The organism is Rhizobium sp. R86522, from assembly GCF_042466255.1.
Lineage (GTDB): Bacteria > Pseudomonadota > Alphaproteobacteria > Rhizobiales > Rhizobiaceae > Allorhizobium.
Map to the genome: position 1 here is coordinate 378,716 of NZ_JAXHBX010000001.1, position 18,989 is coordinate 397,704.

25 protein-coding genes are annotated in these 18,989 nt (G+C 60.8%); 16 read left to right on the plus strand and 9 right to left on the minus strand.

Annotated elements, in window-relative coordinates; genetic code table 11:
- Positions 1-113 precede the first annotated feature (113 nt).
- On the plus strand, positions 114-971 hold the full coding sequence (locus SJY08_RS01770; RefSeq protein ID WP_054147936.1) for an aromatic ring-hydroxylating dioxygenase subunit alpha: 858 nt from the start codon (positions 114-116) through the stop codon (positions 969-971).
- Between the two features lie 65 nt (positions 972-1,036).
- On the opposite strand, the gene SJY08_RS01775 is transcribed toward SJY08_RS01770, so the two are convergent.
- Positions 1,037-1,234: a CsbD family protein gene (locus SJY08_RS01775; RefSeq protein WP_377274465.1), complete on the minus strand. Its 198-nt coding sequence runs from the start codon at positions 1,232-1,234 to the stop codon at positions 1,037-1,039.
- A 218-nt stretch (positions 1,235-1,452) separates the two neighbouring features.
- Here SJY08_RS01775 and SJY08_RS01780 point away from each other — a divergent pair, with 218 nt between their 5' ends.
- Together SJY08_RS01780 and SJY08_RS01785 are read left to right on the plus strand one after the other, a co-directional pair.
- Positions 1,453-1,806, plus strand: coding sequence for a DUF883 C-terminal domain-containing protein (locus SJY08_RS01780; protein WP_300887850.1), 354 nt, complete (start codon positions 1,453-1,455; stop codon positions 1,804-1,806).
- Between the two features lie 2 nt (positions 1,807-1,808).
- The gene (locus SJY08_RS01785; protein ID WP_300887851.1) at positions 1,809-2,252 is read left to right on the plus strand and encodes a hypothetical protein; all 444 of its coding nucleotides are present in this window, start codon (positions 1,809-1,811) and stop codon (positions 2,250-2,252) included.
- Positions 2,253-2,303: 51 nt separating this feature from the next.
- Here the strand turns inward: SJY08_RS01785 and SJY08_RS01790 are convergent, their stop codons facing one another.
- The gene (locus tag SJY08_RS01790) at positions 2,304-2,501 is read right to left on the minus strand and encodes a NepR family anti-sigma factor (RefSeq protein ID WP_082347546.1); all 198 of its coding nucleotides are present in this window, start codon (positions 2,499-2,501) and stop codon (positions 2,304-2,306) included.
- Positions 2,502-2,653: 152 nt separating this feature from the next.
- Here SJY08_RS01790 and SJY08_RS01795 point away from each other — a divergent pair, with 152 nt between their 5' ends.
- From SJY08_RS01795 to SJY08_RS01815, 5 genes are all read left to right on the plus strand, one after another.
- Positions 2,654-3,448 (plus strand): response regulator, encoded by a 795-nt coding sequence (locus tag SJY08_RS01795; protein ID WP_069043328.1) that lies wholly within the window; start codon positions 2,654-2,656, stop codon positions 3,446-3,448.
- 99 nt (positions 3,449-3,547) lie between these two features.
- Entirely contained in the window at positions 3,548-4,525 is a 978-nt protein-coding gene (locus tag SJY08_RS01800; RefSeq protein ID WP_082347547.1) for a sensor histidine kinase, read from the plus strand.
- A gap of 45 nt (positions 4,526-4,570) precedes the next feature.
- Positions 4,571-5,632 carry a putative zinc-binding metallopeptidase gene (locus SJY08_RS01805; protein ID WP_377274469.1) on the plus strand — a complete coding sequence of 354 codons (1,062 nt, stop codon included), beginning with the start codon at positions 4,571-4,573 and terminating at the stop codon, positions 5,630-5,632.
- Between the two features lie 88 nt (positions 5,633-5,720).
- Complete coding sequence (locus SJY08_RS01810) at positions 5,721-6,050, plus strand: hypothetical protein (protein ID WP_236759282.1); 330 nt, start codon at positions 5,721-5,723, stop codon at positions 6,048-6,050.
- 2 nt (positions 6,051-6,052) lie between these two features.
- Positions 6,053-6,244: a hypothetical protein gene (locus SJY08_RS01815; protein WP_153762831.1), complete on the plus strand. Its 192-nt coding sequence runs from the start codon at positions 6,053-6,055 to the stop codon at positions 6,242-6,244.
- 78 nt (positions 6,245-6,322) lie between these two features.
- On the opposite strand, the gene SJY08_RS01820 is transcribed toward SJY08_RS01815, so the two are convergent.
- Positions 6,323-6,487: a DUF1328 domain-containing protein gene (locus tag SJY08_RS01820; protein ID WP_006724652.1), complete on the minus strand. Its 165-nt coding sequence runs from the start codon at positions 6,485-6,487 to the stop codon at positions 6,323-6,325.
- Between the two features lie 104 nt (positions 6,488-6,591).
- Between SJY08_RS01820 and SJY08_RS01825 the strand changes: the two genes are divergently transcribed.
- Together SJY08_RS01825 and SJY08_RS01830 are read left to right on the plus strand one after the other, a co-directional pair.
- Positions 6,592-6,867 (plus strand): NepR family anti-sigma factor, encoded by a 276-nt coding sequence (locus tag SJY08_RS01825; protein WP_054147944.1) that lies wholly within the window; start codon positions 6,592-6,594, stop codon positions 6,865-6,867.
- Entirely contained in the window at positions 6,864-7,430 is a 567-nt protein-coding gene (locus tag SJY08_RS01830; protein ID WP_054147945.1) for an RNA polymerase sigma factor, read from the plus strand. Before SJY08_RS01825 ends, SJY08_RS01830 begins: the two co-directional genes overlap by 4 nt.
- Here the strand turns inward: SJY08_RS01830 and SJY08_RS01835 are convergent.
- Positions 7,398-7,796 (minus strand): response regulator, encoded by a 399-nt coding sequence (locus tag SJY08_RS01835; RefSeq protein ID WP_054147946.1) that lies wholly within the window; start codon positions 7,794-7,796, stop codon positions 7,398-7,400. The two genes, SJY08_RS01830 and SJY08_RS01835, sit on opposite strands and share 33 nt — an antisense overlap.
- Positions 7,797-7,918: 122 nt before the next feature.
- On the opposite strand from SJY08_RS01835, the gene SJY08_RS01840 reads away from it, so the two are divergent.
- On the plus strand, positions 7,919-8,674 hold the full coding sequence (locus SJY08_RS01840; protein WP_082347554.1) for a Crp/Fnr family transcriptional regulator: 756 nt from the start codon (positions 7,919-7,921) through the stop codon (positions 8,672-8,674).
- A gap of 70 nt (positions 8,675-8,744) precedes the next feature.
- On the opposite strand, the gene SJY08_RS01845 is transcribed toward SJY08_RS01840, so the two are convergent.
- A complete protein-coding gene (locus SJY08_RS01845) occupies positions 8,745-8,909 on the minus strand; it encodes a DUF1328 domain-containing protein (RefSeq protein WP_069043333.1) in 165 nt (54 codons plus the stop codon).
- Positions 8,910-9,171: 262 nt separating this feature from the next.
- On the opposite strand from SJY08_RS01845, the gene SJY08_RS01850 reads away from it, so the two are divergent.
- The 3 genes from SJY08_RS01850 to SJY08_RS01860 all read left to right on the plus strand — a co-directional run bounded on the left by SJY08_RS01850 (position 9,172) and on the right by SJY08_RS01860 (position 13,105).
- A complete protein-coding gene (locus SJY08_RS01850) occupies positions 9,172-10,743 on the plus strand; it encodes a Re/Si-specific NAD(P)(+) transhydrogenase subunit alpha (protein WP_377274474.1) in 1,572 nt (523 codons plus the stop codon).
- A 21-nt stretch (positions 10,744-10,764) separates the two neighbouring features.
- Complete coding sequence (locus SJY08_RS01855; RefSeq protein ID WP_377274476.1) at positions 10,765-12,264, plus strand: NAD(P)(+) transhydrogenase (Re/Si-specific) subunit beta; 1,500 nt, start codon at positions 10,765-10,767, stop codon at positions 12,262-12,264.
- Between the two features lie 130 nt (positions 12,265-12,394).
- Positions 12,395-13,105, plus strand: coding sequence for an outer membrane protein (locus SJY08_RS01860; RefSeq protein WP_194842727.1), 711 nt, complete (start codon positions 12,395-12,397; stop codon positions 13,103-13,105).
- 66 nt (positions 13,106-13,171) lie between these two features.
- Here the strand turns inward: SJY08_RS01860 and SJY08_RS01865 are convergent, their stop codons facing one another.
- Together SJY08_RS01865 and SJY08_RS01870 are read right to left on the minus strand one after the other, a co-directional pair.
- Positions 13,172-14,014: a fumarylacetoacetate hydrolase family protein gene (locus SJY08_RS01865; protein ID WP_377274479.1), complete on the minus strand. Its 843-nt coding sequence runs from the start codon at positions 14,012-14,014 to the stop codon at positions 13,172-13,174.
- A 74-nt stretch (positions 14,015-14,088) separates the two neighbouring features.
- Entirely contained in the window at positions 14,089-14,823 is a 735-nt protein-coding gene (locus tag SJY08_RS01870) for an SDR family oxidoreductase (protein ID WP_377274481.1), read from the minus strand.
- Between the two features lie 134 nt (positions 14,824-14,957).
- On the opposite strand from SJY08_RS01870, the gene SJY08_RS01875 reads away from it, so the two are divergent.
- Positions 14,958-15,758, plus strand: coding sequence for an IclR family transcriptional regulator (locus SJY08_RS01875; protein ID WP_377274483.1), 801 nt, complete (start codon positions 14,958-14,960; stop codon positions 15,756-15,758).
- Between the two features lie 29 nt (positions 15,759-15,787).
- Complete coding sequence (locus tag SJY08_RS01880; RefSeq protein ID WP_377274485.1) at positions 15,788-16,627, plus strand: amidohydrolase family protein; 840 nt, start codon at positions 15,788-15,790, stop codon at positions 16,625-16,627.
- Here SJY08_RS01880 and SJY08_RS01885 read toward each other — a convergent pair.
- Both SJY08_RS01885 and SJY08_RS01890 read right to left on the minus strand, forming a co-directional pair.
- The gene (locus SJY08_RS01885) at positions 16,624-17,304 is read right to left on the minus strand and encodes a TetR/AcrR family transcriptional regulator (RefSeq protein WP_377274487.1); all 681 of its coding nucleotides are present in this window, start codon (positions 17,302-17,304) and stop codon (positions 16,624-16,626) included. The two genes, SJY08_RS01880 and SJY08_RS01885, sit on opposite strands and share 4 nt — an antisense overlap.
- Positions 17,301-18,977, minus strand: coding sequence for an amidohydrolase (locus tag SJY08_RS01890; protein WP_377274489.1), 1,677 nt, complete (start codon positions 18,975-18,977; stop codon positions 17,301-17,303). Before SJY08_RS01890 ends, SJY08_RS01885 begins: the two co-directional genes overlap by 4 nt.
- Between the last annotated feature and the right edge of the window lie 12 nt (positions 18,978-18,989).

The window sequence follows — 18,989 nt, forward strand, 5'->3', positions numbered from 1 at the left end:
ATGGGGATCAGTGTTGCCTTGCAATTGTGCGCGCTCTAATTTTTGGGCAATCTAGCGGTGGGCGAGATCGGGTTTCAAGCGGTTTCTCCCGTGCTCCAGAGGAAAGACAGATTATGCAGAACGGTATCGACAAGGCGTCGCTTGATCAGTGGTATGTGCTCGATACCGAGGCGGTGATCCCGGTTGGTCGATCGCAGAACCGGCTGCTCGGGACGGATCTCACCGTCGTCAAGCAGGCGGATGGGGCGATCGAGGTCTTTGCCCAGGGGCGGGCCGAGCCGCTGCCGCTTCGCCATCGCTTCGGCTTTCTCTGGGCGACGCTGGGTCAGCCCGAGCGCGAGATATTTCCGCTGCCGGAGGCCGACGAGCCGGATAGACGCTACGTGCCCTGCGGTGTCGTCACCGTGAAGGCATCAGGTCTTCGCATCGTCGAGAACTTTCTCGACATGGCGCATTTCCCCTTCGTCCATACCGACGTTCTGGGGGCAGAGCCGCATACTGAAGTGCAGAGCTACGATGTCGAGATCCGGCGCGAGGAAGACGAGGTCTGGGCGACCAACTGCACCTTCTTCCAGCCGCAGGCCGCTCTATCTGCGTCTGACGGCATTACCACACAATACATGTACCGGGTGATGACGCCGTTCACCACGATCCTCTACAAGACATGTCCCAACGCCACCAATCGCTGGGATGTCATCGGGCTCTTCGTCCAGCCGCTCGATCCGGGCCGCTGCCGGGCGCATCCGATCATGTATCTGATCGATGATGTCTCGACGACGACGGAGCTCATTCATTTCCAGCAGATGATCTTCCTGCAGGATCGCATCATCCTGGAAAACCAGCGGCCGGTACTTCTTCCACTGGAGCCGCGCAAGGAGATCCCGACTAGGGCAGATGCCTCGTCCATCGCCTATCGCCGCTGGCTGAAAGAAAAGGGTGTGACCTACGGCGCAAGCACGGTGGCCGCCTGAGGGCCAATGAAAAAAACCCGGAAGCGGGGGCTTCCGGGTTCCGGGCATTCTAAAACCTGTCAGTCTCAGCTGCGGCTCATCCAGTCGTCGATCTCGCGATCGGCTTCTTCCTGGGTCTTGCCATAGGCAGCCTGGATCTTGCCGGAGAGTTCCGTGCGCTTGCCGGCGATGACGTCGAGATCGTCACCGGTCAGCTTGCCCCACTGGGTCTGGGCCTTGCCCTTGAACTGCTCCCAATTGCCTTCGATCTGATTCCAATTCATCGGATTTCTCCCGTGTTGGTGAAATGTCGAGGCGTGATGTCCTCGGCGCTGAAAACGTCGGCGGCCGGACGGAAGTTCCACTGTCCAGTAAGGGGCGCGTCAAGATTCGGGTCGGCCTTGCCATGGCTAAGAAAAGCCCGGGTACATGATGGAACACTCGCCCTGTCTCGGCGTTCTTGTTGTGAACTGCATTTCATGAACAAGCGAAGGAGAATTCCATGGCCCAGGTACCGAGCGCCTCCAAAAGCAAGATCGAAGCGACGGCAAACGATTTCGCGGACCGCATCGAAGACACGGCGAATACGGCGGGTACCGCAACCAGCGGTGACGTCCAGGCCGACCTCGAGGCCCTGCGCCGCGATATCGCTGCGCTGACACAGACCGTCGCCTCTTTTGGTAGCGGCAAGATCCGCCAGGCCGGTGAAACCTCGCAGGAGTACATCGACAGCGCGCGCGAGCGCTTCATGAATGCCGAAGAAGACATCGAGGCCTATGTTCGCGCCAAGCCGCTTCAGTCGCTCGCCATGGCAGCCGGCGTCGGCTACGTCCTTGCGCTTCTCAGCCGGCGCTGATCATGCTGCCACTCCTTAGACAACTAGGCATCGTCGCCTTTGGCAAGGTGCGGCCGACCGCCAACAAGGTCGGGCGCTCCGTGATGGCGGGTGCGATCGCCGGTGTGTTGGGGCTGACGACCTATGTCGCCCTGCTTCTGGCGCTCGGCTTCTATCTGGGAGGAGTCATCGGTCCGGTCTATGCGGCTCTGGTTATTGCGGGTTTGACGGCGCTTTGCGCCATCATCGTCATCGTCGTGGTGCAGTCGATCAACCGCCGCGCCGAGCGGCGCATGGAAGCCCGTCAAAGGGCTGCAAGGGCACGGCTGCCTGATCCGATGACGCTGCAGCTATTGGCCGGTGTGCCGGCGCTGATGAAGGGACGGTCCCTGCTGACTGCCGCGGCGATTGCAGCGGTCGCCTACGGGGTCGCCAAATCGCAAGGTATCGGCAGCGATCGTGATTGACGAGCGCTTTTGATTGCAGGCTGGGCTTTTCGAAGCCCGGCCGTCGACATGTCAGGGTTTCCTGGACCTGGCTTCTGCTTCCGCGTCGTGAAGCCTTTCAAGCAGGTCGAGAAGATGTGAGGGAGTGCCTTCTTCGACGATGCTGTCGTAGTATCCACGAAGCTTTGAAGCTATGAGCGCGTTCGTGTTTTGCCGCTTTGCCTCGGACAGTTTCTTCGATTTTTTTCCATCCGGAGGGCCTTCAGCCATGTCTGTCCAGTTCCGTCAGTTTGCCAAGCGAGACGACAATTAACGTGATAAGCCCGAAGAGGCAAAAAAGTTCCAAAGACGATGGAACATTTTTTTCCGAGCCGCGTTTTCTGGCGAGTCCGCACCTTTATCCATTTCGATTGGAGAACTGCATGTCCCTTACTGCCCGCGTCGCTGTCCATCTTCCCTACCTGCGGCGTTATGCTCGCGCCGTCACCGGTTCGCAGACTTCCGGAGATGCTTATGTCGCAGCGGTCCTGGAAGCGCTGATCGCCGACATCTCCATTTTTCCCGACACTGGTGATGACCGTGTCGCTCTCTACAAGCTGTTCGTGACGATCTACGATTCAACCAAGGTCGAGCTTCCGCAGATCACCTCGCCCTTTGCCTGGGAAAAGCGGGCCGCCGCCAACCTTGCATCGGTGCCGACGCGCGCGCGCCACGCCTTCCTTCTGATCACCGTCGAAGGCTTCACCACCTCTGAAGCGGCCAGTGTGCTGAGCGTCGGCGAAGCCGAATTCAACGCGCTCTTCAACGAGGCCTCGATGGAAATCTCCCGCCAGGTGGCCACCGATATCATGATCATCGAAGACGAGCCTCTGATCGCGCTCGACATCGAGCAGATGGTCGAAGACCTCGGTCACCGCGTGACCGGCATCGCCCGTACCCATGCCGAAGCCGTCGATCTCTACAAGCGTACCAGCCCGAAAATGGTCCTCGCAGACATCCAGCTTGCAGATGGCAGCTCGGGCATCGATGCCGTGAACGACATCCTCAAGGTCGATAGTATCCCGGTCATCTTCATCACGGCATTCCCGGAACGTCTGTTGACCGGCGAGCGTCCGGAGCCTGCCTTCCTGGTCACCAAGCCGTTCAACCCCGACATGGTCAAGGCTTTGATCAGTCAGGCGCTTTTCTTCAACGAGCGCGTGACCGAGCAGGCTTGATATAGCTCTTTTGGGGCATAGGTTAGAGCGAGGAATGGACCGGCAGACGGAGCCGGTCCCAGATGCCGATAATGGCGGAGCAGGCAATTGGTACATCGGTTGACATGGTTTGAACCTCAGCGCGGCGACGAACAGCTGCGGGAGTTCTTCATAACCGCGCTCATCGATATGGGCGCCAGCCTCACCCTTCAGGATAAAGATGGTACCTATGTCTGCATCACCTCGCTGCCGGCTCGCTGGCGGCTGGCGGCGGGCGCAACTCCGTCCGACGACACGATCTTCGGGCCGGAGATCGGGCAAAAGCTCGCTGAGCTGAAGTCCGGGCTCGATAAGGCCGGGGATCATGCGGAGCTCGAGATCGAAGCTGGAGACGATACTTTCTTCGAATTCCGCTGCCGCATGGTCGAGATGGCGGATCACGACTTGCATCTGATCACCGTCGTCATCGATCGCACCGAAGACCGGCGTCGTGAAAGGCTTTTGCGCGCACTGCTGCGGGAAGTCAGCCACCGGTCGAAGAACCTTCTCGCCATCATCCAGAGCATCGCATCCCAGACGGCCCGTTATTCCGGGACGCTGGACATGTTCCTCGGAAAATTCCGGGGCCGGCTGCATGCCCTGTCCCAGTCGCAAGACCTGATCACCGACTCCAGCTGGCGGGGGGCCTATTTCCGCGATCTCCTCAAGCAGCAGGTCGATCGCTACGTTCAGGAAAACGCCGATCTGGTCCATGTGTCCGGCGACGACGTTCTTCTGACACCCAATGCTTCGCTGCATATCGGGCTTGCCCTGCATGAGCTGGTGGTCAATGCCGTCAGCCATGGCGATTTCCTGCAGCGGCGTCAGCCGATCGAGGTCTCGTGCCGGAAGCTCGAAACGCCCGCGGGTCCGGTGGTGGTGATCGTCTGGTCCGAACCATTCACCGCGCGCGAAAACGAAGAAGTCAAGGCGGCCCGCTTCGGCAGCACCGTGCTGGAACGCGTTGTTCCATCTTCGGTGAACGGCGAGGCGCATCACGAACTGACGGACGGACAGGTGCGGTACGAGCTGCGCTTTCCGCTGGAGATCTTCGACTGATCCTTTGGCGCCCCCGCGGGTGTCCTTTCATGGAAAGATACGGTCATGCGCCTGTTCAGTTGCAGCAACTGTTCGAACGTCGTGCATTTCGAAAATGACGGCTGCGTCACATGCGGCGCGCGTCTGGCCTTCCGTCCGACAAGTCTCGACATGGTGGCGCTGGATGCTTCTGGCACGCATGCACTGAACCAGGGTATGACGGCAACTGCTAGCACTCGGCCTTGCGCCAATGCAGCCCTCGGTGGGTGCAACTGGCTCGTTGAAGATGAGGACGACAGCGGCTTTTGTGTCGCCTGCCGGCACAATGTCACGATCCCGGATCTGTCGGTGCCGGAAAACCTGCAAAACTGGCAGAGGATCGAGCTTGCGAAACGCGGGCTGTTCTACTCGCTACTGCGGTTCAGGCTGCCGCTGGTGACGCGTAAAGCCAATCCCGAGCAAGGTCTGGGGTTTGAATTCCTCGCAGACGATCCGGCAGACGGCAGTGACGGACCAGTGCTGACCGGTCATGCCGAGGGCCTGATCACGCTCAACATCGCCGAGGGTTCCGACGCAGAACGTGAGGCACGGCGTGTGGCGCTCGGAGAGCCCTTCCGCACTCTGCTTGGCCATTTCCGCCATGAGGTGGCCCATTATTACTGGAATGTCCTCGTGCGGGACAGGAATGCCTTCGAGGCCTTCCGGAGTGTGTTCGGCGACGAGCGGGCCGATTACGGTGAGGCTCTGAAACGCCACTATGCCGAGGGGCCCCCGCTAGGCTGGGAGAACACCTTCATCTCGGCCTATGCCGCGAGCCATCCTTGGGAGGATTTCGCCGAGACCTTTGCCCATTACTTCCACATCGTCGATGCACTCGACACGGCGGATGCCTTCGGCCTCAGAACCAATCCCGATGTGGAGGCCGATCTGCCGGCGATCGAGTTGACGCGAACCTTCGACAGCTATGGCATGGGCAGTGCAGGCGCCCTGATCCGCGCCTGGGTGCCGCTGACGCTGGCGATCAATAGTATCAATCGTAGCATGGGGCAGCAGGATCTCTATCCCTTCGTGCTGTCCGAGCCGGTGATTGGCAAACTCCACTACATTCATGGCCTGATTCGCTCATAAACCCCGGCAGAACAGGCGTCTCACGCCGTTGTTCCCGGAACTGTCGTGCAGTCTTCGCGTTAACCTTCAGGTAACACGGAGAACGATCATGAACAGTATGGCTGCCCTAATGGTCATTGTGGCCTGCCATCCGCAAGACACCACCTGTCTGCAGGACCCGGTCGCTGTTATCTCCTATGATACGGACGAGGCTTGCTATGGCGCGCTGCCGAAAGAACTTAAGCGCGCTCGGGCCATGGCCGAGATCATCTATGGGGATTGTTTCCCCGTGAGTGCCGATCTGGTTGCTGGTCGAAACATCCGTCAGACGATCGACCCGAACAAGCTCGCGGTGCTCGGCGCACCTGTTTCAACCGCGGGCCCTGCCGAAGCGCAGGCCTTGGTGCCGCCCGTCCCAGCCGAACGTTATGGAGAATGAAGATGAAGCCCGATGCCTCGGCGGAACCTAAGTCCGTCAATATCGACTCGCAGAACCGCCATATCGCACAGCAGGCTGGCCTCGACCAGGACCTCGAATCTCAGGTGCCGCCCCGCTACGGCCCCTTCACCGTCACGACGCTCGGCGTCATTCTCGTCCTGCTATTCGCCGCTGTCGTCTGGATCATGCTCTGAGCTTTGATCCGAATTTGTCCCATGAAAAAAGGCCGCTTCTTCGGAAGCGGCCTTTTTTGCTACGTTAGTTTCCCCCGTTCACGCCTGACGGAAGAGCCGCATGGCGAGCGAAACGAGGAAGAGAATGATGAATATACCGAAGAGGATCTTGGCGATACCAGCCGATGCGCCAGCGATGCCACCGAAGCCGAGGACGCCAGCGATCAAGGCGACGACCAGAAATACGAGTGCGTAATAAAGCATATTGGGTTCTCCTGTTTCGATGCCGGTTGAACGTTGGCTATCGGGCTTTGTTCCATCGGGATCACGGTTTCGAGAGCGGCGCAGCGTTGAAATAAAATAATTGCATGTTCGGGAACCTTCTGCGCCCTTTGGCGTTGTCAGGCGACACTGTTTCAAACCCGTTGGACCAAATGACAGAACATTCGAAGAAAGCGCCGGCTACGAACGGGCTGCCTGGAATGGCCGCCTTTCATCCCGGCGTGTCCGCGCAATTGCGCGAATACTATCAGTCGGTACAGGAAGAAGGGATTCCGGATCGGTTCCTCCAGCTCCTGGAGCAACTGGATGTGGCCGAGCGCCAGGCCAGTGAGTCCACTCGCATCAAGGACAATGCTCGATGACCGTTGACGAGAAGTCGATCGCCCGCTCCTTCAAGCGCGACCTCTTGGCAGCGCTGCCAAACCTGCGTGCCTTCGCCGTATCGCTGACCGGCCGCCATCACGTCGCCGACGATCTGGTGCAGGACACGATCATGAAGGCATGGGCGAAGCAGGATCATTTCGAGCCCGGCACCAACATGAAGGCTTGGCTCTTCACCATTCTTCGCAACGAATTCTATTCGCAGATGCGCAAGCGTGGCCGCGAGGTCTCCGACACCGACGGCATCTTCACGTCGCAGCTCTCCACTCATCCCCAGCAGTATGGTTCACTCGACCTGCAGGACTTCAAGCGTGCACTTGATCAGTTGCCGAGCGACCAGCGCGAGGCGATCATTCTCGTGGGCGCTTCCGGCTTCGCTTATGAAGAAGCCGCCGAAATCTGCGGTTGTGCCGTGGGGACCATCAAGAGCCGCATCAATCGGGCGCGCAACAAGCTTCAGGAGATCCTGGGTGTGAGCGGCGAGGGCGATTACGGCCCCGATGCGCACAGTTCAGCGGTCATCAAGAAGGCCTTCGCCGTCTGAGGGCCCATGACCATGCGCCGCTTTCAAAACCGCCGCAGCCAGTTCATGGGCCTGCGGCGGCTTTGTGACCAGCGGATGAGCGGTCACGATGCTTGGGATGTCGGTGAAATGGCCGTAGGACGACAGAAAGACCGGCTTCGCGCCGGCTTTCATGATCAGGTCTGCACGCTCCACATTCAAGGACTCGTGCAAGACTGCGTCGATGATCACCACATCGAATGCGGTCGTCTGTACGGCCTCTGCCAGGCGGGCCAGCGGGGCGATGGTCACATCGCAAGGCAGATCGTCGAGAAGAATGCGCTCCACCTCCATGGCAATCAGATACTGGTTCTCGGCAACGAGAACGCGGAGCGGCGCAGTCATCATGGAACTTCCTTTTGTCAGGAGCGCGTTATGGGACGTGCCCCGACGAGCGTCATTTAAAAAAGACATGTGCAGCCTTCATTGTTCCAGCCTGGAACAGCATGACGGACAAACGAGGTTATCCCGTGGCAATTGAACCGCGTCACTCTCCCATTCGCATCAGCTGTTTCGAATGTCCCTTGCGGCAGATGAAACGGTTCCGCCCCTTCACTGAAGCGGAACTGGAGTTTGTGTCCACCTTCAAGCGCGGCGAGCTCGCTGCCGATCCCGGGACCACGGTCCTCGTCGAAGGCGCGCGCAGCGCACATCTCTACACCGTGCTTTCCGGTTGGGGCTTTCGCTACAAGATCCTCGAAGACGGCCGACGGCAGATCCTGAACTATATCGTACCCGGTGACATGATCGGCTTGCAGGGCGCAGTGATGGCCGAGATGCAGCATTCGGTGGAAGCATTGACACCCATGACGCTCTGCGTCTTCGAAAGAAGTCGCCTGTTTTCCCTGTTCGAGTTGCATCCGGGGCTGGGCTTTGATCTCACCTGGCTTGCCGCGCGCGAAGAGTCCATTCTCGACGAACATCTGCTCAGCATCGGACGCCGGTCTGCGCTGGAAAGGGCTTCCTACCTCCTCGCTTTCCTGTTCGACCGTGGGATGAATTCCGGCATTCTCGGCGACAATCACCGCCACATTCCCGTGACGCAGATGCATTTTGCCGACACGCTCGGGCTCTCGATTGTCCATACTAACAAGACGCTGAAGAAGCTCGCCGACCGGGGGCTCATTCGCTGGCGCGAGCGGGGCTGCGACATCGTCGACCCGCTCGGCCTGCAGGAGATCTCCGGCTGGACCCCGGACGAGCAAAGAGTAAGGCCCCTGATCTGATCGGGGCGTACAAAAAGGCCCGCATCGCCTGGGTAGCGTGCGGGCCTTTTCACGTCTGGGTAAACTATCGTCAGGCGACGATGAGGACGCCGGTGAAAAGCGCGATGATCATGACGATCAAGACGATGAAAATCAGGATCTTGGCGACGCCGGCCGAGGCGCCGGCCACGCCCCGAAAACCGAGCAGGCTTGCGACGGCGGCGATCAGAAGAAGGATGAGGATCCATTGCAGCATGTGGGTCTCCTTGGTGCGTTGTTCCCGTGGGAAACAGGGCCAGCGGTCAATTGTTCCATTGGGTGTCGGCGGGAGCCGCGCGTGTGCGCTGCAACAAAAATCGGTTTAAGCGGATAAGCCTAGGGACAAAACCGTCATTTGTTCTCGGAGCTGGACTAGACAGGGGGCCTTAGTTCTGGTCGTGTCCGCGATCGGAGAGTCCTTCGACTTTGGGCGAAGGACAGTAGGTAGAACCCGTTCGAACGGAGTTTGGGAGATGGGATTGAAGATCGGATCGCCAAGGGAGATTTATGCCGGTGAGGCCCGCGTCGCGATGACGCCGGACAGCGCCACACAGTTGCAGAAGCTCGGCTATGAATGCGTGATCGAAAGCGGTGCAGGCAAGGCTGCGGGCTTGTCCGACGACGCCTATCGCGCCGCCGGCGTGACAGTGGTCGAAACGGCCGCCGCGCTTTACGAAACGGCCGACATCATCGCCAAGGTGCGTCCGCCGGAAACGGCTGAAGTCGATCGTCTCGGACCTGGCAAGACCCTGATCTCCTTCTTCTATCCGGCCCAGAACACGGCTCTGCTCGAGCAGGTCAAAGACAAGGGCGCGACCGTCGTTGCCATGGACATGGTGCCGCGCATCAGCCGCGCCCAGAAGATGGACGCCCTATCGTCGATGGCCAATATCGCCGGCTATCGCGCCGTGATCGAGGCCGGCAACAATTTCGGCCGCTTCTTCACCGGTCAGGTGACGGCGGCTGGCAAGGTGCCGCCGGCCAAGGTTCTGGTGATCGGTGCAGGCGTCGCCGGTCTGGCCGCGATCGGCACCGCGACTTCGCTCGGCGCCATTACTTATGCCTTCGACGTCCGTCCTGAGGTCGCCGAGCAGATCGAAAGCATGGGCGCGCAGTTCGTCTATCTCGAATTCGAAGCAACGCAGGATGGCGCTGCAACGGGTGGTTATGCAGCCCCGTCGTCGCCGGAATTTCGCGAGAAACAGCTGGCCAAGTTTCGCGAACTTGCACCCGAGATCGACATCGTCATCACCACGGCCCTGATCCCGGGCCGGGATGCTCCGAAGCTCTGGCTGGCTGACATGGTCGCCGCAATGAAGCCCGGCTCCGTCGTCGTCGACCTCGCGGCAGAACGCGGCGGCAATTGCGACCTGACCGTGCCGGATCAGAAGATCGTCTCCGAGAACGGTGTCACCATCGTCGGCTATACCGACTTCCCGAGCCGCATGGCCGCGCAGTCGTCGACGCTCTACTCGACCAATATCCGCCACATGATGACCGATCTGACGCCGGCCAAGGACGGCGTTGTCGCGCACAACATGGAAGACGATGTCATCCGGGGCGCCACCGTCACCAAGGACGGCGAGATCACCTATCCGCCACCGCCGCCAAAGATCCAGGCGATCGCGGCTGCCAAGCCAAAGGAAAAGGTGAAGGAGCTCACGCCCGAGGAGAAGCGGGCGCAGGAAATCTTGGCCTTCAAGACCCAGACCCGCAACCAGGTGGCGATGCTCGCCGGTGGCGGTGCGCTGATCCTGCTTGCCGGTCTTTATGCGCCAGCCAGCTTCATGAGCCACTTCATCGTCTTCGTGCTCGCCTGCTTCGTCGGTTTCCAGGTGATCTGGAATGTCAGCCACTCGCTGCACACGCCGCTGATGGCGATCACCAATGCCATCTCCTCGATCATCATTCTGGGTGCCCTGATGCAGATCGGGTCCGGTAACTTCCTGGTTATCATCCTCGGTGCGCTGTCGGTCCTGATGGCCGGCATCAACATCTTCGGCGGCTTCATGGTGACACGGCGCATGCTTGCCATGTTCCAGAAGTCTTGAGTTAGGGGAGGGGACACACACATGGAATACGGATTCACCACAGCGGCCTATGTCGTCGCAGCCGTTCTCTTCATCCTGTCGCTCGGCGGTCTGTCCGGCCAGGAAAGCGCCAAGCGCGCCGTCTGGTACGGCATCGTCGGCATGGGGCTTGCCGTCGTCGCAACGCTTTATGGTCCTGGTGCGGGCAACTGGTTCGTCTCAGTCGTCATGATTGCCATTGGCGGTGGTATCGGCTGGGTCGTTGCCCAGCGCGTTCAGATGACGGAAATGCCGCAGCTCGTGGCCGCCATGCATTCGCTGGTCGGTCTCGCCGCCGTCTTCATCGGCTTCAATGCCGAAATCGAGATGTGGCGCATCGCCAGCACACTAGCCGACGCCGGGCTCACCGGCTGCGATCCGCTGAGCGCTGCGGCCTGTGCGGCCCAGGCCGGTCAGGCGACGCTGTTTGGCGATTTCGGCGGCTTCGCCCTGAAGATTGCCGAGAAGACCAGTGCCGAGATCGCCGTTCTGAAGATCGAGGTCTTCCTCGGCGTCTTCATCGGTGCCATCACCTTCACGGGCTCTGTGGTCGCTTATGGAAAGTTGGCGGGTAAGGTCAACACGACGGCCAAGCAGCTGCCGGGCGGTCACATGCTCAACGCGGCTGCCGCCCTTGGCTCCCTGATCCTGCTGGTCCTCTACTTCCAGGGCGCCGGCAGCTGGACGCTGATCCTGATGACGCTTCTGGCGCTCTTCATCGGCTACCACCTGATCATGGGCATCGGCGGTGCCGACATGCCGGTCGTCGTCTCCATGCTGAACAGCTATTCCGGCTGGGCGGCAGCGGCCATCGGCTTCTCGCTGTCGAACGATCTCCTGATCGTCGTCGGCGCGCTGGTCGGTTCGTCCGGTGCGATCCTCTCCTACATCATGTGCAAGGCGATGAACCGCAGCTTCATCTCGGTCATCCTCGGCGGCTTCGGCGGAACCACGGGACCGCAGATGGAAGTCGTGGGCGAGCAGATCGCGATTGACGGCGATGGCGTGGCCAATGCGCTCAACGATGCGGACTCGGTCATCATCATCCCGGGTTACGGCATGGCAGTCGCCCAGGCACAGCAGTCGGTGTCGGAACTGACCCGCAAGCTGCGTGCTGCCGGCAAGACGGTGCGCTTTGCCATCCATCCGGTTGCCGGACGTCTGCCGGGCCACATGAACGTGCTTTTGGCCGAAGCCAAGGTCCCCTATGACATCGTTCTGGAAATGGACGAGATCAACGAGGACTTCCCGGAAACGGACGTTGCCATCGTCATCGGCTCGAACGACATCGTCAACCCGGCTGCCCAGGAAGATCCCAACTCGCCGATCGCCGGCATGCCGGTTCTGGAAGTCTGGAAGGCAAAGCAGGTGTTTGTCTCCAAACGCGGCCAGGGCACCGGCTATTCCGGCATCGAGAACCCGCTGTTCTACAAGGAAAACACGCGCATGTTCTACGGTGACGCGAAGAAGTCGATCGACAGCATCCTGCCGTTGATCAAGTAAGCTTCGGATCAGATCGAAACTGTAAAGCCGGGTGGTGACGCCCGGCTTTTTTCTTCCATGGGTTGCTAGGAAAACCGGACGTTAACCATAGGCCACTTAGATGGTGGCCAGTGTGATCGCAGGAGTTTTCGTGAGCATCAGGTTGTTTCTTGCCGGTATTTCTGCCGGGTTTATCACAACGGCAGCGACGGCAGCCGACCTTAATTCATCTAATGCACCACTACCGCTGCCGCCACAGGGCGATGTCGCTGATATCATTCACGACTGGGCCGGCGGCTATATCGGTGTTGTCGGCGGTGGCGCCGTCGGCGAAGTGGAAACGCAGACCGGCTCGGGCACGCTGTTTTCCGAAACGCCCTTGCGCGGGGGCCTCGCCGGCGTGACTGCGGGCTATAACATCCAAAACGGCAACATGGTCTATGGTGTCGAGGCGGATGTTTCCTGGGCGAAGATTAAGGGCGACAAGGCCTGTGCAGGCTTCCCCTCCCAGAACTGCTACTACGAGCTGGGCTGGCAAGGTACGGCGCGCGCGCGCGTCGGTGTGGCCATGGACCGCACGCTTCTATATGTGACCGGTGGTCTCGCCGTGGCCGGTGGCAAGGGCGGCGTCGATCCGGTGGTCGGCGCGATCAACGGGCAAGACCAGCAGACCTATTTCGGTTACGTCGCCGGCGTGGGAGCTGAATATGCCATGACCGATGCGCTGAGCTTCAAGGCTGAGTATCTTTATACCGATTACCGTCAGCGCACCTCGCCGCTCGGGACTGTCAGCCCGACGGATAGCTACAAGTCCGACCCGTCGAGTCACCTGATCCGGGTTGGCGTCAATTACAGGTTCTGATTGCGCATCGCCTGAAAACAAAAAGACCCCCGCCACGTTGGCGGGGGTCTTTGTTTTAGAGGTTGATCAAGCATCCGCCTTGAACGTCTGCTTCTGCGTGCCGAGACCCTCGATGCCGAGCTCGACGACGTCGCCGGCCTTCAGGAACTGCGGCGGCTTCATGCCGAGGCCGACGCCCGGAGGCGTGCCGGTGGAGATGATGTCGCCAGGGTGGAGGCTCATGAACTGGCTGAGGTAGGAAACGACGTGGGCGACGCCGTAGACCATGGTCTTCGACGAGCCGTCCTGCATCATCTTGCCGTTGACGGAGAGCCACATCTTGAGGTCGTGCGGGTTGGCGATCTCGTCCTTCGTGACAAGCCAGGGGCCGATCGGGCCGAAGGTGTCGCAGGATTTGCCCTTGGTCCACTGGCCTGCACGCTCCGTCTGGAAGGCGCGTTCGGAGACGTCGTGGGAGACGCAGTAGCCGGCGACATAATCCATCGCGTCCGCTTCCGAGACGTATTTTGCGGTCTTGCCGATGACGACGCCAAGCTCGACTTCCCAGTCGGTCTTCTCCGAACCGCGGGGGATGAGCACGTCGTCGTTCGGACCGCAGATGGCCGAGGTCGCCTTCATGAAGATCACCGGCTCCGGCGGCACGGCAGCGCCCGTCTCAGCGGCGTGGTCGGAATAGTTGAGGCCAATGCAGATGAACTTGCCAGTGCCAGCGACGCAGGCGCCGATGCGATCAACGGCAATCTCCGGCAGCGAGGCTGGGTCGATGGCGGCGATCTTCGCCAGACCCTCCGGCGAGATGGCGGCGCCGCCGATGTCTGCTACATGGCCCGAGAGGTCGCGGACCTTGCCGTCCTTGTCGAGGATTGCAGGCTTTTCCTGACCCAACGGGCCGACGCGCATCAGTTTCATTGTCTTCTTCCTTCCTGAAGGTGGCGGCTCAGCCGCTGAGTGTCTTGCTGTTTGCAATGCCGCATGGGCATTGCTCAGATCGTCCAGCCGCCATCGATGGCAAAGGCCTGGCCCGATGTGTAGGTGGCGCCGGCGATGTAGACGGCGAGGTCGGCGATTTCTTCCGGCGTGCCCAGCCTGCCCATGGGTTGACGGGCGATGAAGGCCGCGCGCGCGGCGTCATAGTCCCCTTGTGCGCGCATGCGGTCCTGCAACGAGGGGCTTTCGACGGTGCCGGGGCAGATCGCGTTGCAACGGATGCCCTGCGTCACATAGTCGGCGGCGACTGACTTGGTGAGGCCGATGACGGCTGCCTTGGTGACGGTATAGGCGAAACGGTTCGGCACGCCTTTGATTGAACTCGCAACCGAGGCCATGTTGATGATCGAGCCGTCGCCGCGTTCGATCATGGCCGGCAAAACGGCGCGGATGGTGCGGATCATCGCGCGGACATTGAGATCGAAGGCAAAGTCGAGATCCTTGTCGGCCATATCAAGGACCGTTCCGCCATGCACGACACCTGCGCAGTTGAACAGCACATCGAACGGGCCGGTCTCGGCCACCACGGCCGTCACCGCCTGCTCATTCAGGACGTCGAGCTGGCGGGTCGTGATCCCAGCTTCGCCTTCGAGCGTTGCCAGGGCTTCCGTATTGATATCCGTCGCGACGACGGTCGCACCGGCGCGGGCAAAGGCGATGGCGCTCGCGCGGCCGATGCCCTGGCCGGCGGCCGTCACCAATACATGCTTGTTCTTCAGGGGCAGGTTCATCCTTGTGGCTCCTCCAGCCGATCCCTCGTCACGCGACCCTTGCATATTCCGGCCGGCGATGCGAGCATCATTCATATGCAAAACATTTATTCATAAAGGTCAAGAGTGGTTAGGGGCTGCGAGGAGAGACATGCGTGAATGATGTGGACCAGGACCGTTACCGGGCGCCGGCGCTCGACAAGGGGCTCGACATTCTTGAGCTGCTTGCGGGTGTCGATGGCGGCTTGGGTCAGGCAGATATCGCCAAGAAGCTCGACCGTAGCCCAAATGAATTCTACCGGATGCTCGATCGGCTGGTGAAGCGCGGTTACGTCGCGCGGCTCGATGGCGATCGCTACGTTCTGACGCTCAAACTGTTTGGCCTTGCGCAGTTGCATGCGCCAACGCGGCGGCTCGCCTCGCTCGCCATGCCGCTGATGCGGGAACTGGCGGAAGTGACCCGGCAGGAAAACCATATCGTCGTCTACGACCGAGGCCATCCGGTCGTCATCGCCCAGCTGGAGGCGCCGGGCTATTGGGGCATCTCGATGCGGGTCGGCTCGCGCATGGGCCTTTTCGACACCGGCTCTGGCCATGTGCTTCTTGCCTATCGAAGCCCGGAGGTCCGCGCGATGATGGTGGCGGAGCATGTAGCCAGCGGCGGACCGGAGGGGCGCATGACCGAGGCCTTTGCTCGCCACCTCGACGAAATCCGTGCGCGCGGCTACGAGATCATGGCGAGCGCCCAGACCGCCGGCGTCACCAACCTGTCGGCCCCGATCCTCGGCGCGGACGGCGAGGCACTGGGCGCGCTGACCGTGCCGTATATCGGCATCATCAATGCGCCCGAGGCGCCCGATATCCCCCATACGCTTGAAGCACTGCGGGAAACGGCACGTCGGATTTCCGCACTGGCGGGCGCCGGTCTTGGTGTGGATGCCCCAGATATAACCTGAATCTCTTAAGGCCTTGGGAGGGGCCACACATGATCATCGATACCCATCTGCACCTCATCTACCGCGACAAGCTCAGCTATCTCTGGCTGAAGGATGTCGCCGCGCTCGATGCCGATTTCACCTGGGAGACCTATGCGCGGGAGGCGAAGAGGCTCGGGATTTCCTCGGTGCTGCATATGGAGGTGGATGTCGCGCCTGAGGACATCCCCGGTGAAACGGCCATGGTCCAGGAACTGTCGCAGGCACCGGATAGCTTCATCCAGGGTGTGATCGCCTCCTGCCGCCCGGAAGATCCTGATTTTGCTGCCTATCTCGAAGCCCAGCGTGCCAATCCCTTCGTCAAAGGCTTCCGTCGCGTGCTGCATGTCGTGCCGGACGATGTGTCGGAGGGCACACTGTTTCGGGAGAATGTGAAGCGGCTCTCAGGCACGGGTCTCACCTTCGATCTCTGCATGCTGCCGCATCAGATCGACAAGGCGAAGGCCTTGGTCGACCTTGCGCCCGATGTCACTTTCATCCTCGACCATTGCGGTGTGCCCGATATCAAGGGGCATGGCTACGAGACCTGGAAAGCGGGGATCACCGACATTGCCAAACGCGAGAATGTCCGCGTGAAGATCTCCGGCATCCCGGCCTATGGCGATCTGGAGAATTGGACGCTGGAGGATCTCAAGCCCTATTTCGATCACACGATCGCATGCTTCGGTTTCGATCGCGCGATCTGGGGCTCGGACTGGCCGGTCTGTACCCTCGGCGGTGGGCTTTCGACCTGGGTCGCGACGACGCAAGCGCTGCTGCATGGCTGCACAGGGCAAGAGAAGGACAAGCTCTTCTCCGGCAATGCCCGAGGCATCTGGGGGCTTGCCTAACGGGCCTTGCCTCGCTCGGCCATGAGTTTGCGAAGATAGCCGCGCATGGCGATGATCAAAGCTTCGATATCGTCATTCGAGGCGGAGAGGTCCTGCAGCGCGTAGCTTTGCAGGATGATCCCGTCGATACCGATCAGCATCTGACGGGCGACGGCGCGGCCGATGCGGCGCAGTTCCTCGTCGCTGTCATCCTCGAAAACGAGATGGCCGTAGAAATCGATATAGGCATTGTATTGCCGCGTCGCGAGCCATTCGGAGCCTTTGGTCCGCAGGGCATAAAGTGTCAGCTCCGTCTGGGCGATCTGCTTGTTGCGGGTGCGCTGGATGTAGCGCCAGCTTGCCCGGATCAGTGCCTCCACCCGGTCCTCTGGCGCCTCCGGCAGGGCGACGTCCTGGCGATACGCGACTTCCATATCGGCAATCAGATCTTCCAGTACGGCGAGCAGCAGACTTTCCTTGCTGTCGAAATAGTAGTGCAGGGTGGCGAGCTTGACGCCCGCAGAGGCGGCGATGCGGCGTGTGGTCAACGCCTCCATGCCGCCCTCTTCGAGCGCTTCGCGGGCACCCTTGATGATGCGGACGCGGGTTTCGAGGCCTTTGCGGGTCGCGCCCGGCGGGCGCCCGCGTGTCGATCCGCCGGTCGATCTGTTGGTGGACGCTTCCGCAACCTCGCTCATCGGCCCCCTCCGTCTTCGAAGGTGACGCGGCCGTCGCAGATCGTGAGAACAGGGGAAAGCGAGGCGATGTTGTCCGAGGACGTCGCTTCGATATCGCCGGAGAGGACGACGACATCCGCAAGGTAGCCGGGCTTCAACACGCCCTTGCGGTCTTCCATATATTCGACCCAAGCGCTGGTGCGGGTATAGGCGGCAAGCGTCTCGTGCAGGCTGAGGCGGTGGTCCTGCATGTCGTCGGCCCAAGGCGTCCTTGTCATAGCATCGCCGATGCAGCTGAGTGGCGGGAGCGGCGAAACGGGCCAGTCTGTGGCAAAGACGATCGTCGCACCGGCATCAACCAGTGTTTTCCAGGCAAAGGCGTAAGGCCAGCGCTCGCGGCCGATATAGGTCAGATAGGGTTCAAGCGGCAGGCCTGCCGAGCCCGGCGGATGGGTTGGCTGCATCGAGGCGATGGTGCCCGTTTCGGCAAAGCGCTTGATGTCGTCGGGATGAACCACCTCGATATGTTCGATGCGGTTGCGCATGTCCTTTCGGCCATTGGCGTTGATCGAGGCCTCGTAGCCGTCGAGTACCAAACGCACCGCGCCGTCACCGATCGCATGAACCGCGACGGGCAGGCCGAGGCGATTGGCTTCGATCGCAACCGCATTGAAGGATTCGCCGGTGAATAGCGGCTCGCCCCTCCAGCCGGGCTTGTGGGCGTAGTCGTCGACGAAGACGGCCGTCTCGCCCTCGGTCACACCGTCCATGAACAGCTTGACGAAATTGCAGCGCAGCTTGTCTGTGTCGAAGCGGGTCCTCCAGGTGGCGGCCTTCTCTTCTAGGTCGGAGAGCGGCATGAAGTTCTTCATGTGGAAGGGCATGCGTACGCGCACCGGAAGACTATCGGTCCTCTCGATCTCTTCCAGCATTTCCAGCTGATAGAGATTGCCGTCCATATTCTGGAACGAAGTAATGCCGAGCGAGGCGCAATAGGCGAGGCCCTTCTTCAGGACCGCGATGTCTGCAGCGCGCTCTTCCGGAGTGACATGCTCGGGATCGCCGCCGGTGCCGACGCCGAGACCTTCGCGACCGCCCGTCACGCTCATCGACGCGACAGGGCGGATGGCGTTGCTTTCGCGCAGCTCGCCATTGGCGAGACCGTCCTCGCCCATGACGATCTCGTTGCCCACGCCGACATCGCGGCCGTGGAGGATGCCGGCCTTTTCCAATGCGATCGTGTTGGCCCAGGCGGTGTGTCGGTCGGGCGCGACCATCATGAAAGGGCGGTCTGCGATGATACGGTCGAGATGGTGCCGGGTGACGCGCTCAGTTTCCGAGAGGATGGTGTAGTCTGCCGTCTGGGCGACGAGCAGCGGCAGATCCGGGTTGGTGGCGGCGTAGTCCTTAACGGCTTTCGAAAGGGCTTCGAAGCCCTTCACGCCGAAGAGCGACAGTTCGCCGAGCGCGACCGAGCCGCCGAAGATATGCATATGGGCTTCGTTGAAACCGGGAAGCACCGTGGCGCCGCCTGCATCCACGACGCGTGTGTGTGGTCCTGCAAGCGCCAGGATCTCTACATCGCCACCGACGGCCATGATGCGGTTTCCGGTGAGCGCAATGGCATGCGCGCGCAGATGCTCGTCATCCATGGTCAGGATGCGGGCATTGTGAATGACGAGATCGGCGCTCATGGGACGGTCTTT